This is a genomic window from Rhizobium sp. WSM1274, assembly GCF_025200775.1.
Lineage (GTDB): Bacteria > Pseudomonadota > Alphaproteobacteria > Rhizobiales > Rhizobiaceae > Rhizobium > Rhizobium leguminosarum_I.
This window is the reverse complement of sequence record NZ_CP104140.1, coordinates 1-13,330: the sequence shown is the minus strand read 5'-3', so window position 1 is coordinate 13,330 and position 13,330 is coordinate 1. Positions and strand designations below refer to the sequence as shown.

The 13,330-nt window shown below is 61.8% G+C and carries 11 protein-coding genes; 6 read left to right on the top strand and 5 right to left on the bottom strand.

Annotation, left to right across the window (positions count from 1 at the left end; translation table 11 throughout):
- Window positions 1–36: 36 nt before the first annotated feature.
- The 3 genes from treY (at window position 37) to cueR (ending at window position 5,731) form a co-directional block, all read left to right on the top strand.
- Window positions 37–2,646 carry a malto-oligosyltrehalose synthase gene (gene treY, locus N2600_RS29850; RefSeq protein WP_260299610.1) on the top strand — a complete coding sequence of 870 codons (2,610 nt, stop codon included), beginning with the start codon at window positions 37–39 and terminating at the stop codon, window positions 2,644–2,646.
- A gap of 106 nt (window positions 2,647–2,752) precedes the next feature.
- Window positions 2,753–5,278: a heavy metal translocating P-type ATPase gene (locus N2600_RS29845; protein WP_260299609.1), complete on the top strand. Its 2,526-nt coding sequence runs from the start codon at window positions 2,753–2,755 to the stop codon at window positions 5,276–5,278.
- Window positions 5,279–5,287: 9 nt separating this feature from the next.
- Complete coding sequence (gene cueR / locus N2600_RS29840) at window positions 5,288–5,731, top strand: Cu(I)-responsive transcriptional regulator (protein ID WP_260299608.1); 444 nt, start codon at window positions 5,288–5,290, stop codon at window positions 5,729–5,731.
- Here cueR and N2600_RS29835 read toward each other — a convergent pair.
- Window positions 5,719–6,027: a hypothetical protein gene (locus tag N2600_RS29835; RefSeq protein WP_260299607.1), complete on the bottom strand. Its 309-nt coding sequence runs from the start codon at window positions 6,025–6,027 to the stop codon at window positions 5,719–5,721. The genes cueR and N2600_RS29835 overlap by 13 nt on opposite strands.
- Before the next feature lie 186 nt (window positions 6,028–6,213).
- Between N2600_RS29835 and N2600_RS29830 the strand changes: the two genes are divergently transcribed.
- Genes N2600_RS29830 through N2600_RS29820 form a run of 3 tightly spaced genes read left to right on the top strand, consistent with a single transcriptional unit; the run spans window position 6,214 to window position 8,238 of the window.
- On the top strand, window positions 6,214–6,753 hold the full coding sequence (locus N2600_RS29830) for a sigma-70 family RNA polymerase sigma factor (protein ID WP_128412070.1): 540 nt from the start codon (window positions 6,214–6,216) through the stop codon (window positions 6,751–6,753).
- Entirely contained in the window at window positions 6,740–7,507 is a 768-nt protein-coding gene (locus N2600_RS29825; protein WP_128412069.1) for an anti-sigma factor family protein, read from the top strand. The genes N2600_RS29830 and N2600_RS29825 overlap by 14 nt, the downstream gene beginning before the upstream one ends.
- A gap of 20 nt (window positions 7,508–7,527) precedes the next feature.
- Window positions 7,528–8,238, top strand: a complete 711-nt coding sequence (locus tag N2600_RS29820) for a Bax inhibitor-1/YccA family protein (protein WP_018246224.1) — start codon at window positions 7,528–7,530, stop codon at window positions 8,236–8,238.
- A 221-nt stretch (window positions 8,239–8,459) separates the two neighbouring features.
- On the opposite strand, the gene N2600_RS29815 is transcribed toward N2600_RS29820, so the two are convergent.
- From N2600_RS29815 to repA, 4 genes are all read right to left on the bottom strand, one after another.
- Complete coding sequence (locus tag N2600_RS29815) at window positions 8,460–9,593, bottom strand: RHE_PE00001 family protein (RefSeq protein WP_260299606.1); 1,134 nt, start codon at window positions 9,591–9,593, stop codon at window positions 8,460–8,462.
- Between the two features lie 179 nt (window positions 9,594–9,772).
- The gene (gene repC / locus N2600_RS29810) at window positions 9,773–10,987 is read right to left on the bottom strand and encodes a plasmid replication protein RepC (RefSeq protein ID WP_260299605.1); all 1,215 of its coding nucleotides are present in this window, start codon (window positions 10,985–10,987) and stop codon (window positions 9,773–9,775) included.
- 154 nt (window positions 10,988–11,141) lie between these two features.
- The gene (gene repB, locus N2600_RS29805) at window positions 11,142–12,137 is read right to left on the bottom strand and encodes a plasmid partitioning protein RepB (protein ID WP_162115160.1); all 996 of its coding nucleotides are present in this window, start codon (window positions 12,135–12,137) and stop codon (window positions 11,142–11,144) included.
- Window positions 12,134–13,330 carry a plasmid partitioning protein RepA gene (gene repA, locus N2600_RS29800; protein WP_026154606.1) on the bottom strand — a complete coding sequence of 399 codons (1,197 nt, stop codon included), beginning with the start codon at window positions 13,328–13,330 and terminating at the stop codon, window positions 12,134–12,136. The genes repB and repA overlap by 4 nt, the downstream gene beginning before the upstream one ends.

Genomic DNA, 13,330 nt, shown 5'->3' with positions numbered 1-13,330 from the left:
GTTGGGGACAGTCTCCCTCCAACGTCAGACGGCCTCATGACACTTCCGACCGCGACCTACCGGATACAATTCCGCAACGGCATGACCTTCGATCGCGCCTGCGGCCTCGTCCCCTACCTCAAGACCCTCGGCATCAGCCACCTCTATGCCTCGCCGATCTTCACCGCCGTCAGCGGCTCGACCCACGGCTATGACGTCACTGACGCCAACGACATAGACCCGGCGCTCGGCGGCCGGGTAGGATTCGACAGGCTGACCGAAAGCCTCGCCTCGGCGGGCCTGGGGTTGATCCTCGACATCGTCCCGAACCACATGGCGGCCTCGCCGGAAAACGGCTGGTGGCGCGACGTGCTGACATTCGGCCGGCAAAGCGCCTATTGCAGCTATTTCGACATCGACTGGAGCGAGCCGCTGACGCTGCCACAGCTCGGCCAGGATTTCGATGGGGCGCTGGCTGACGGCGAGCTTCGCATCACGCTCGACGAAACGCATGGCAACTTCGCCTTCGGTTATTTCGAGACGCTGTTGCCGCTGAACCCCGGGAGTTACGGGGCGATCGCAAACCAGCTCGACGATCCGGTTGCCACCAGAATGGCGGAAGCTGCGGCCGTGACATCCGGCGAGAGCTTCAACCGTGCAATGCGAGACATTCTCTTCGAAGCCGGCGATCGGGCAGTCCTCCAGCAAAAGCTCGATGACATCTCGGCCGATCGCGATTTCATGAGAAGCCTGCATGAGGCACAGCATTGGCGGCTGACGCATTGGAAGGAGGCGGCGCGACATCTGAGCTATCGCCGTTTTTTCGAGGTGACCGGACTGGTCGGCACCCGCGTTGAAGACCCTCCTGTGTTCGAGGACATGCACCGGCTGGTGCTCGAGTTGGTGCGCCATGGCAAGGTCCAGGGCCTGCGCGTCGACCATATCGACGGGCTCGCCGAACCCAAGGCCTATCTCGACAGGCTGCGCGAGGCGGCCGGACTGGACACCTATATCGTTGTCGAAAAGATCCTCGGAGCCGGTGAGGTCCTGCCGGAGAGTTGGCCGGTCGCCGGCACCACGGGATATGAATTCATCGCCGCCCTGAGCGAGCTGTTCATCGACGGCGGTGGCCTGCGCATATTGGACGATGCCTATCGCGGCATCGCCGGCGAGACGGGTGATCTCGAGGCGGGCCGGCGGAATGCCAAGCAACTGATGGTCGAGCGCAATTTCGCCGGTGAGACCGACCGGCTGGTGTCGATCGCAGCAGGCATCTTTCCCGAGCTAAAAAGAAACGAGATCGCCACCGCCCTCAGCGAACTGCTGATCACCTTTCCCGTCTACCGCACCTATGGCGACGGCGGCCCGCTTTCGTGGCAGGATTCAGCCGTCCTTGCAGCGACCGCCTCGCAAGCCATGGCGCGGCTCGACGATCGGCGTGCCCCAGACCATGTGCTGAAGCTTCTGGAAGGCAAGGTCGAAGGTGACGCGGCCCACGAGTTCCGTATCCGCTTCCAGCAATTGAGCGGACCGGTGATGGCGAAAGCGACAGAGGACACGCTGTTTTATCGCTATAACCGGCTGCTTGCCGCAAACGAAGTCGGTGGCGAACCGGGCAAGGCGCCTGGCGGCCTGGAGGAATTCCACCGCCGAATGGCCGAGCGGGCGCGGCTGCAGCCGCATGGGCTTTCGGCAAGCGCCACCCACGACACCAAACGCGGCGAAGATGCGCGCGCAAGACTTTATGCCCTGAGCGAGGGAGCCGACGTTTTTGCACAGGCGGTCGAGCGGTGGCGCGAGATGAACCGGCCGTGGCTGAAGGATCTGCCGGAGGGTGCCGCGCCGGAACCCAATGTCGAATGGATGCTCTATCAGGCGCTGGCCGGCATCTGGCCGGAGGATTTTGACAGAGGACAGACGGAAGAACTCGGCGAACGCTTCACCAATTACGCGGTCAAGGCCGTGCGCGAAGCGAAACTGCGTAGCAACTGGACGGAACAGAATGCCGCTTACGAGGAAGCGGTCGCCACCTATGCCGCGGCGCTGGTCTCGCCTGACAATGACGTCTTTCTCGAGGACTTCGAAAGCGTGCTGCAGCCTTTCATCGCGGCGGGTTACCTCAACAGCCTGTCGCAGACGCTGCTCAAGCTGACGGCCCCCGGCATTCCCGATATTTACCAAGGTGCGGAAGGCTTCGATTTCAGTCTCGTCGACCCCGACAACCGCCGGCCGGTCGATCATGAGCGGCTGACGGTGTGGCTTGATGAAGCCGGACCGATCGCCAAGCTGCAGGCGGCGGCGCTGAAGCAGCGCCTCGTCGGGATCGGTCTGCAGCTGCGTCAGCGGCAGGCGGAACTCTTTGCCAGAGGCGACTATCTGCCGCTGAAGGTGACGGGCGCCCGACGCGACCATGTGCTTGCTTTTGCCCGGGTGCATAAGGATGATTTCGCGATCATCGCGGCGCCCCGGCTGATGTTCGGCTGGCTTGATCCGGGTGTGCTCTTTGCCGGCCCGGAATTCTGGGAGGATACGGCAATCGCCGTGCCCTCCCCGCTTCACGGTCTGAAGGCCGACCTGCTGACCGGAAAGACAATCGAGCCCGGGGGCAGCATTTCAGTCGCCGCCCTGCTCGGGAGTCAGCCGGTCGGGCTGATCACCCCGATCTGACGATCAGCCGTCGCAAAAATCGAGTCCATGAAAATAGTGCTTGACCTTCCAGTCGCTGGAAGGTGGATAAGCCTATCCAACCGCCCTCCAGGCACAGGAGATAGTCATGGATATCAAGCACGAACACGATCACCATCACAGCCACGCCGATGGCGACGATCATTGCCATTGCGGCCATGAACAGGAGAAGGCTGTCAGCGCCATGATCCGTGATCCTGTCTGCGGCATGACCGTCGATCCGCAGGCTGGCAAGCCCTCGCTCGATCATGACGGCCGCATTTATCATTTCTGCTCCGAGGGCTGCCGGACGAAGTTTGCGGCGGCACCTGAGGATTATCTGACCGCGAAGGACCCCGTCTGCGGCATGACCGTCGATCGCTCGACCGCAAAACATTTTTTGAAAGTCGAGGGCGAAAAATTCTACTTCTGCTCGGCCGCTTGCCAAGCGAAGTTCCAAGCCGACCCCGCAGCCTATCGCGACGGCAGCAGCCCGGTGGCAAAGCCGGCACCTGAGGGTACGCTTTATACCTGCCCGATGCACCCGGAGGTCGTCAGCGATCGCCCCGGCGACTGCCCGAAATGCGGCATGGCGCTGGAGCCGATGGGCATTCCGCCTGCTGACGAAGGCCCGAACCCGGAACTCGTCGATTTCGTCAGGCGGCTCTGGATCAGCACCATTCTCGCCATACCGTTGCTGGCGCTCAGCATGGGGCCGATGCTCGGCCTGCCGCTGCGAGAAGCAATCGGCGAGCCACAGGCGACCTACATCGAATTGCTGCTGGCAACGCCGGTGGTGCTCTGGGCGGCCGTGCCCTTCTTCCGCCGCGCATGGGCGTCTGTCGTCAACCGCAGCCCGAATATGTGGACGCTGATCGGTCTCGGCGTCGGCACCGCCTATGTCTACAGCGTCGTCGCCACGCTTGTACCCGGCATCTTCCCCATGAGCTTCCATGGCCATGGCGCGGCTGTGCCCGTTTATTTCGAGGCGGCAGCCGTTATCGTCGCGCTCGTCTTCGTCGGCCAAGTGCTGGAATTGAAAGCGCGCGAACGCACCGGCTCGGCAATCCGCGCTTTGCTCGACCTTGCGCCGAAGACAGCGCGGCGCATCGATGCCGAGGGCAGCGAGAACGACGTGCCGGTGGACGATATCCAGCCTGGTGACCGGTTGCGCGTGCGCCCCGGCGAACGGGTGCCGGTGGACGGCTCCATCCTCGAAGGCCAGTCGACGGTCGATGAATCGATGATATCAGGCGAGCCCCTGCCGCTGGAGAAGTCGAAGGGCGACCCGCTAACCGGCGGCACGATCAACAAGAACGGCACCTTCGTCATGACCGCAGAGAAGGTCGGCGCCGACACTGTGCTGTCGCGTATCGTCGACATGGTCGCCAGGGCGCAACGCTCGCGAGCGCCGATCCAGGGCGCGGTCGACCGGGTGTCGGCCATCTTCGTGCCGGCGGTGGTCGCCGCCGCCGTGCTTGCCTTCCTCGTCTGGGCCGCGATCGGTCCGGAGCCGCGCATGGCGAATGCACTGCTTGCCGCCGTTGCCGTTCTGATCATCGCCTGCCCCTGTGCACTCGGCCTTGCGACGCCGATGTCGATCATGATCGCGACGGGGCGAGGGGCGCAGGAAGGTGTGCTGATCAAGGACGCAGAAGCGCTGGAGCGCTTTTCCAAAGTCGACACGCTGATCGTCGACAAGACCGGCACGCTGACGGAGGGAAAGCCGAAGCTTACCGACATCGTCACTTTCGGCGGGGTCGGGGAAAATCGGCTGCTGTCGCTGGCGGCAAGCCTGGAGCGCGGCTCCGAACATCCTCTGGCCGAAGCGATCGTTTCGGGCGCCGAGGAGCGCGATGTCCCCTTCGTGGAGGTCACCGGCTTCGAGGCAAAGACCGGCAAGGGCGTTCAAGGTCGTGCCGGCGGCACGACGGTAGCGCTCGGCAATGCGGCGATGCTTACCGATCTCGGCATCGATCCAGCGGTCCTTGTCGAGAAGACCGAAGTCCTGCGCGGCGACGGCAAGACGGTGATGTTCGTGGTGTTCGACGGTGCACTTGCCGGTCTCGTCGCCGTTGCCGACCGCATCAAGCCGACGACATCAGCCGCCATCAAGGCACTGCACGATAGCGGCCTGAAGATCATCATGGCGACAGGCGACAACGAGCGCACGGCACGTGCGGTGGCAAAAAGCCTCGGCATAGACGAGGTCCGCGCCGATGTGCTTCCGGAAGGCAAGAAGGCGCTGATCGACGAGTTGCGGGCAAAGGGCGCGATCATCGCCATGGCCGGCGACGGCGTCAACGACGCGCCGGCGCTCGCCGCCGCCGATGTCGGCATCGCCATGGGTACCGGCGCCGACGTCGCGATGGAAAGCGCCGGCATCACCTTGGTGAAGGGCGACCTGAACGGCACCGTCAGGGCACGGCGGCTGGCGGAGGCGACGATGCGAAACATCCGGCAGAATCTCGGCTTTGCCTTCGGCTATAATGCGCTCGGCGTGCCGGTCGCGGCCGGCGTGCTCTACCCGATCTTCGGGCTGCTGCTTTCGCCGATGATCGCGGCGGCGGCGATGAGCCTATCGTCCGTCTCGGTGATATCAAATGCGCTGAGACTGCGTTTTGCAAAACTATAGGAGATGGCGATGAATATCGGCGAAGCATCGGAACGATCCGGCCTGCCTTCGAAGACCATCCGCTACTACGAGGATATCGGCCTCATCCGCCCCAAAAGGGGCGGAAACGGCTATCGCGACTATGCCGCGACCGACGTCCATAAGCTGCGCTTCCTGCAGCGCTCGCGCGGTCTCGGCTTTTCCGTCGCGGAATGCCGGCAATTGCTGGCGCTCTATGAGGACAAGGACCGGGCGAGCATCGATGTCAAGGATATTGCTGAGACCAAGCTTGCCGAGATCGACCGCAAGATCCGCGAACTGACGGAACTGCGCCGCACGCTCGAGCATCTCGTGCATGCCTGCCATGGCAACGACAGGCCGGACTGTCCGATCCTCGAAGAGCTTTCGGACGGCGGCTGGCCATTCCGGGAGAGCAGGCGTCGCGTTTCAGATGATCTGCATCAGGAAAGCTGAGGCATGTTCTGGTTGGCCGCCTGCGAGGATTGAGGCCGCTCGTCGGGGCCCTCGTCTTCGGTGTCGTCCAGCACGCCGTCATGCAACCGATGCTTGATCGCCAGCGCATAGATCACGTCGAGAATATTGCGGTCCTTCAGGTGAGAATCGGTCAGGGCGAGAAGCGAGGCTCGAACGATCTTCCTGCTGGTGGCCTTCGGACAACGCGCCTTGACGAAATCGTAGAGCGCCTGATCGGTCAGCCCTTCCATGGCGCCGTCCACGAGAGCTTCGTAGACCCGCTTCTTTTCCTTCATTCTTTCTATTCCCCTCCAAATCAGCGGCGCCATGATCTGTCATGTAATTGTCATAAACAATCGCGGATTTAAGGCGCGCGGCCGCTGAAGAGGGATATTTGAGATGATCGGGCGAGGTTTTTGGTCCCGCATGATTTTTTTACGCCGGCCGGGAATAAAATCCGCCGCACGCGCGTATACTCAAGCATGGAACGCAAAGAACGCCCCTTCGACGTCATCGGACAGCTTGCAGCGCTGAGGCGCTACGCTCGCTCGCTGGTGCGCAATTCGGATGAGGCGGAGGATCTGGTGCATGATGCGCTGGTGCGCGCCTTCGAAAAGCGAAAGAGCTTCCGCAGCGGCGGCAACCTGCGCACCTGGCTGCTCTCCATTCTGCACAATGCCCATATCGATCGTCTTCGCCGGCACCGATCGCTGACGCGCCGCCACGATGAGGCGGCTGTCGAAGCCGAGCAGTCACTGCCGGCCGGCCAGGAACATGCCGTGCGCCTGCAGCAGGTGCGCAACGCCTTCTTCGACCTGCCGGAGGAACAACGTGAGGCGCTGCATCTCGTCGCGATCGAAGACCTTTCCTACCAGGAAGCCGCCCAGGCGCTCGGCATTCCAGTCGGCACGCTGATGTCGCGCATCTCCCGCGCGCGCGCTCAACTGCGCGAATTCGAGGAGAAGACGCCGCGGGTTTCGCATCTGAGAATCATCGGAGGGAACGGCAATGAAAGCAATTGATCCGATCCTCGATGCCGATCTTAACGCCTATGTCGATGGCGAACTCGATGTCGCCCGTCGCATCCAGGTGGAATCCTATCTTTCCGAGAATCCGGCGATTGCCGCCAAGGTCATGGCCGACCTCAGCGTGAGGGGCGAACTGCGTCTGGCGCTGGCCGGCGAAAGTGCCTTTGGCCGCCCCGAGACCCGCGATGCCGCCCGCCGGCTGGAACGTGGCCTTTCCTATGGCCGTATCTTCCATTCGATGCAGCGCGTTGCCGCCGTCGGCATTCTGATCGCCGCCGGCTGGGTGGCGCACAATTCCTTCGGCGCCTTCTCGGCGACTGAGGTGGTGGCATCGGTTCCGGCACCCGCCTATGTCGAGGATGCCGTCCGCGCCTATCAGACCGCGGCCCTGCGCCAATCGATGCCTCCGCAGACGCCAGCCACTTATAGCGCCGACGATATTCGCGCCGCCACCGCGATCGTGATGCCCGAACTGCCTGGGGATTGGAAGGTCGCCGACGTGCAGATCTTCCCGTCCGAATTCGGCCCCAGCGTCGAGATGGCGATCGAACAGTCGGATGGAAAGCGACTGTCGCTTTTTGCCGTCCGTCCGGGCGCCTTCGAGGTCAAGCCGGTCAGTCATCTCACGCTGGAAAAAGCAGAAGCCGCCTACTGGCAGATCGGCGAGGTCGCTTATGCGCTGATCGCCGACGATAGCGGTCTCAATCTCGACCAGGCGGCCGAACGGCTCGCCCGCTCGCTCTATTAATTCAAACCGAGGAGATCAGCATGAACCCGATCAATCCCCGCTACGGCGCCGTCGCCGGCTCCCAGGCCCTCTTCGACGAAGGCCTGCGCCAGCATATGCTGCGCGTCTACAACTATATGGCTCTCGGCCTCGTCATAACGGGCCTCGTCGCCTTTGTCGTCGGCTCGACGCCGGCACTCTACGTCCCGATCTTCGGCTCGCCGCTGAAGTGGGTGGTGATGCTTGCCCCGCTCGCCTTCGTCTTCTTCTTCTCGTTCAAGATCCAGACGATGTCGGCCAGCACCGCCCAGATCACCTTCTGGGCCTTCTGCGCCGTGATGGGCTTGTCGCTCGCTTCCGTCTTCCTGGTCTTCACCGGGATGAGCATCGCGCGGACCTTCTTCATCACCGCCACGATGTTCGGCGCCACCAGCCTCTACGGCTATGCGACGAAGCGTGATCTCTCGCGCATGGGCTCGTTCCTGATGATGGGCCTCTTCGGCGTCATCATCGCCTCGGTCGTCAACATCTTCCTGGGTTCGAGCGCGCTGCAGTTTGCGATCTCGGTGATCGGCATCGTCGTCTTCGTCGGTCTCACCGCTTACGACACGCAGAACATCAAGGAACAGTATTCGGAAAACTTTGATCAGGAATCGAACCAGAAGCTCGCCGTCTTCGGTGCGCTTTCGCTCTACCTGAACTTCGTCAACATCTTCCAGCTTCTGCTCAACTTCACCGGCGAGCGGGAATAGGACTGCGCTTCTGGGGGCAAAGGAAGCGCAAGAGCGCCTGGTCTGCAGTCTGTGACAGGATGGCGGACTGGGTGCTCACCTAAACGAGACGGCCGGGTCAACGCCCGGCCGTTTTCGTTTAAAGCGCATCGCGTCAAATCGGAATCATACGACGCGCTTTAAGTCTTTATTTTATGCATGTCGTTGTCCCAAAACCGCTGCACACTTTTGGGCGACATGCATTAGATGATACCCCAGGCGCGATAGCGGCCCCGGCCGGTAATTTCACGAATGCCGATCTCATTGACGAGGTTCAGCGCACCGCGCGGCGTGATGCGCAGATGACGGGCGATCATCGCCGCCGAGACCATCGGCCGCGACAGGATGAAATCGGCAAGCTCCGGCAAGCTGCTGTTCGAACGGCGGCCGCGGAAGCGCAGCTCCATCTGCGTGCGTGCTAAGGACAAGCGGTCGATTTCCTTGAGGCCGGCCGCAGCACCCAGATGCATCGCCTCCAGAAAGGCTTGCAGCCGCGTGGCCCGATCGCGCGCCCGACGACGCTCATGGCGCACCAGCTTCAGCCCGCCGTAAAAAGAAAACAGATGCGAGACGACCTTGCCGCCGGCGCGTAGATGGCTTGCGACCAGAAGGCCGCCGAGCCAGTGCTGACGCCGCAACGGCTCGATCCTTTCCCAGGCTTCGAAGAGGATGATGGCGCCGAGAACCGGCGCCAAGCTGTCGGCCAATGGCAGGACGCTCCGCCACTCCGCAAGCCGCTGTTCCTCGTCCCACTCGTCGTCACCGAGCAAGCCAAGAGGATCCTCGTTGCGCCTTGCCGGGGTAACGGCGGCCGTCTCGCTTGCCGGCGTTTTCCCTGTGTGGATATCGAGCAGCTTCTGCGAGCGGGCAAGAAGCGCATCGATCTCCGCCATCTCCGCAGCAAGCGGCCCGTCTTCATGCTCGCCCTCCTCGTCGATCTCGACCGGAGCTGCGGGGCTCTTCGCGTCCGGCACTTTCCCCTCCCCCTCCCCGCCGGTCGCAGTCAGGGTCGCAAGGCCCGAGACTCCGAGTGCCCAGGAGGGTTCGCCGGTCCAGATGCGCCGACGTGCCCGCAGTACGGAATGGGCGATCGTCAGTTCGTGGGTGGGAGCGCGGCTATCCATATGCGCATCATGCAAAACGAGATCCTCGACATGCACAAGTTCGCCGGCCACCCAGAGCGCGCCGGCGGCGTCGAAGAAATGGCTGCGTTCGGCAAATCCCCCGCCGACGGGCGAGCGTAACACGCGTTCGTCCAGCCGCGCCACCGCATCCTCCGCCGCGGCAATGGAGGGAAGCAGGGTTTGAAGCATTGCACCGTCAATATCGTAGCGCATTGTTAAGCTTTACAGTTTTTCACAAATGGAAGCAAAACGAACGTTTCCTTCCGCCATGTATGACATGGTTAACAGCGGTTTTCAACAAACTACGGGAAAGGAAGCCGTCAAGACGGCTGATCGACCGGCCGCGTATGCTTCTAACCGTCGCAGCTGGCGCGAAACTTTTTCATAGCCGTTCATCCGGTTTTCCTCGCCGTCGGACCATTTGACCGCATCAGCGCCATCAGCATCGGTCCGATCGAGAATTCGCCACGCTCCGCCCGCCGCGTCAGGTCACGCAGGTAACCGCCGGCGGAGTTGATATGTCCGCCCCTTTCCAGAATGCAGGCGATCACCGTGGCGGCGTTTTCCGGCCCCATGACATCGCAGGCCAGCTGATAGGCGCTGGGGCTGACGCCAAGCGTGGAACGGACGATGACGGCCGCGGCCATCAGATCTCGCCAGCTGCCAATGCCGCCGCCCGGTCCGTAAGCGATGATCTCCGGGCAGGCCTGCAGCACCATGGCAAGAGGAAAGCATTTTGGCGGCTCCCGCCACGGCTGCGGTTCTTCCTCCGGCTTTGCGCCCTGCTTCGTTTCGAAGCTTGGTTCAAGTTCAGATGGGGGGTTTGGGTTTGAATTATGTATGTGCCGACCGTTTTGGTTATCATTGGCGTCTGTTTTTTCTGTTTTCGACTTCGATTCCAGCGTCTTGACGATCAATTGCCGGAAAGCTTCGAGATCAGCCAGCAGGCTTTCCATCTCGGCAGCCGACGGGCGGCGCGGCAGGCTTGCGGAAAGCAGATTGAAATGCGTCTGCATCTCGATCCATTCGCCGGCAATTTCCTCCTCCAGCGCGATCTCGATGAGCTTGGCGATGTCACGCCGGCAAAGCGTCAGGCGCTCCCTCAGGCGCTTCCATTCGAGTTTGGCGGCCATCACTTGAGCAGCCTGCGCCTCGATCTCGCGAGCGCGCACCAGGAGCGGCGCCAGGCTGAAACCAAAGGCCTCACCAAGCCCGCCCTCGCCGTTACGGCGGGCAAAACGTTTCCCGTTCGGGCTATCTCGCCGGATGATCAGACCGGCTTCCACCAGCATTGCCAGGTTCCGCCGCAGCGTCGTGCCGGCCATGCCATGCGTGCGCAGCGACAGCTGGTCATTCGATGGGAAGACGACGAAACCGTTGGCCTCGGTAATCTCGTTCTTCGGGTAGAAGGTCAACAGCGCGTTGAGAACGGCCAAGGCACGGTCCGATACGCCGACCATGTCCTTTGCTTCGCAGAGCGCACGAAATATCTTCCACTTGTCGACCGATGCGTCCGGATCGACCTTGCTGGCGCTTTCCTGGCTTGCCAGCATGCCAAGCGTCATCGATCGCCGCCCGAAGGGCGTCGATACATATTGAGGCTCCATGTCCCTCACCTTTTCTCAAGGCAAAAGAAACCTACCACCCAAAAGGATGCCGAAGACGCTTGACAGTGATTCGAGGAAGTGCGATTCTCAGATTGTCCAGATATGAGAAAGGCTTCCGCGACGGCAACGTTCGGAGGCTTTTTTCTTTTGCGGCCTACTCTCCTGCTTGCAACTTGCCGGCCCGATAGGCTTCGTAAAGCTCATCGAGACGGCGTGAAATGTAAGCGCCGAAATCCGGCGCATCGCCGGTCTTCAACGCGATCGTGAAGGAATTGCCGGCGCTCTTGATTCGGCCGGCAATCTTGCCGCCGCTCTTCGGCTTCCAGTCATATTCCGTGGTTTCGGGCTTTGCCTCTTTCTTGGCGAGCTCGGCAACCAAGAGCTCGAAACGGCGGTCGCTCTCTTCCGCCATGAAACCTCCCGAGGCAATAAGCTTCGCAAGCCGGGCGGCCGTCATCCCATTCCAGTCCTGGGCAAGCGCCATCCACCGGCGTCGCCCGATACCAGGCGCGGCTCCGACCGACCTGACGATCTCGGCGGGAATAGCTTTTGCAACAGATATCAGCTTCGATAACTCCGTCTTGTCCGTCGACAGCGCTTTCATGATCACCGGGCGCTCAAAACCCTTCAGCTCGAGATTGAGGGCAAAGACCGCGCGCTCGATATAGGAAAGGTTGCGGCGCGCCGAATTCTCGATACCCTGCGCGATGACGACATCGGTATCGTCGAGCTTACGGACGATCGCCTGCACCTTAAGGCCGAGCAGCTTAACCGCCTGCAGGCGGCGATGGCCGTAGGCGATCTGGTAGCGGTCCTCATTATTGGGATGGCGGCGAACGAGGATCGGCACTTCCTGGCCGTTCTCGGCAATCGACTGCACCAACTCATCCTCAATATCGAGGGGCTGGTCGGCAAGACGATCGCGGACGAAGGAGGAATCGATCAGATCAGGGTCGAGCTCGACGATGCGCTCACCGGAGAGCAAAGCCTCCTGCATCGCCCTGCTCTCTTCCTCCATGCGGCCAAGGGTCAGCGCCATCGTCCGAACCGGCCCGGCCGATCCGCGCGAGGATGGTTCCTCGTAGTTGGCCGCGGCCAACTCCTGCGCTGTATCGTCGAAAAGACCTTTCAGGCGATCGCGTCTGCTCATGCTCGACCCCAGGCTTTGTGAATACCGGCGAGAACCTCGCTGTTGGCGGCATTGACCGATTCCAGCGCCCGGTCATAGGTCGAGCGGCGCACCTGCCCCTTCTCGATCTCGTAGAGCGTCTGCTTGGTCAAGCCGACATCGGCGATCGCCGTCGATTTGAGAATGGTCGCCGTCAACACGTCGTCACTGAAAAGACTGCGCAGCAGCGCAACGATCTGCGACTGCGGCGCATCGAAGGGCTCGTGACGAGTGACAACATATTTGATGAAATCATGCTGCAGGTCGCCGCCGGCCTTGCGCACGACGGAAAGCAGATCCGAAGTCATCAGCAGGAACTGCGACATGGAAGCGACGTCGACCATCTGCGGATGGATGGTGATGAGCAGCGATGTTGCGGCGCAGACGGCGCCAAGCGTGAGGTAACCGAGCTGCGGCGGGCAGTCGATCACCACGATGTCGTAATCGGCCTCGACCTCGGCAATGGCGACGCCGACACGGCGGAAGAACAGCTCGCCGGGCCGCTGCCGGTCGTTCAGTGCCCGTGGCGTCTCATGCTCGAACTCCATCAGTTCGAGATTGCCCGGCACCAGATCCAGCCCGTCGAAATAGGTCTTGCGGACGATCTCCTTCAGCGGCTTGCGGCCCTCATCATAGCGAATTGCGCCATAGAGCGTATCGCCTTCGGAAAGATCGAATTCGGGCTGAACGCCCAGCATGGAAGAGAGCGAAGCTTGCGGATCGAGATCGATGGCAAGCACCCGGTAACCCGCCAGCGCCAGATACTGAGCCAGATAGAGCGTCGTCGTAGTTTTGGCCGAGCCACCCTTGAAATTGGTGACGGCAACCGTCTGCAGCTTTTCGCCAGGGCGGCGCCAAGGCTGATAGGAAAGCGCATCCTTCGGCTTGAGCTTGGCCATATATTGGCGCAATTCGTTGATCTGGCCGAGCGTGTAGGAACGCCGGCCATTCTGGGCAAGATCCGGCTGCGGTCCCTTGCCATCCAGCGAAAGCTGGCGAAGATAGCCGTCCGAGACGCCGATCATCTGGGCCGCCTCGCCGGAGGAGAATGTTCGTAGCGTCTTTTGCGAGAGCGGCGGAAACAGCTTGTCGCGGAGGAGCTTCAGTTGCCGCGAAAGCTGGTTCGCATGCCGCTCGATCCGTACATCTGTCGTCGATACGCTAATGTTGTCCAA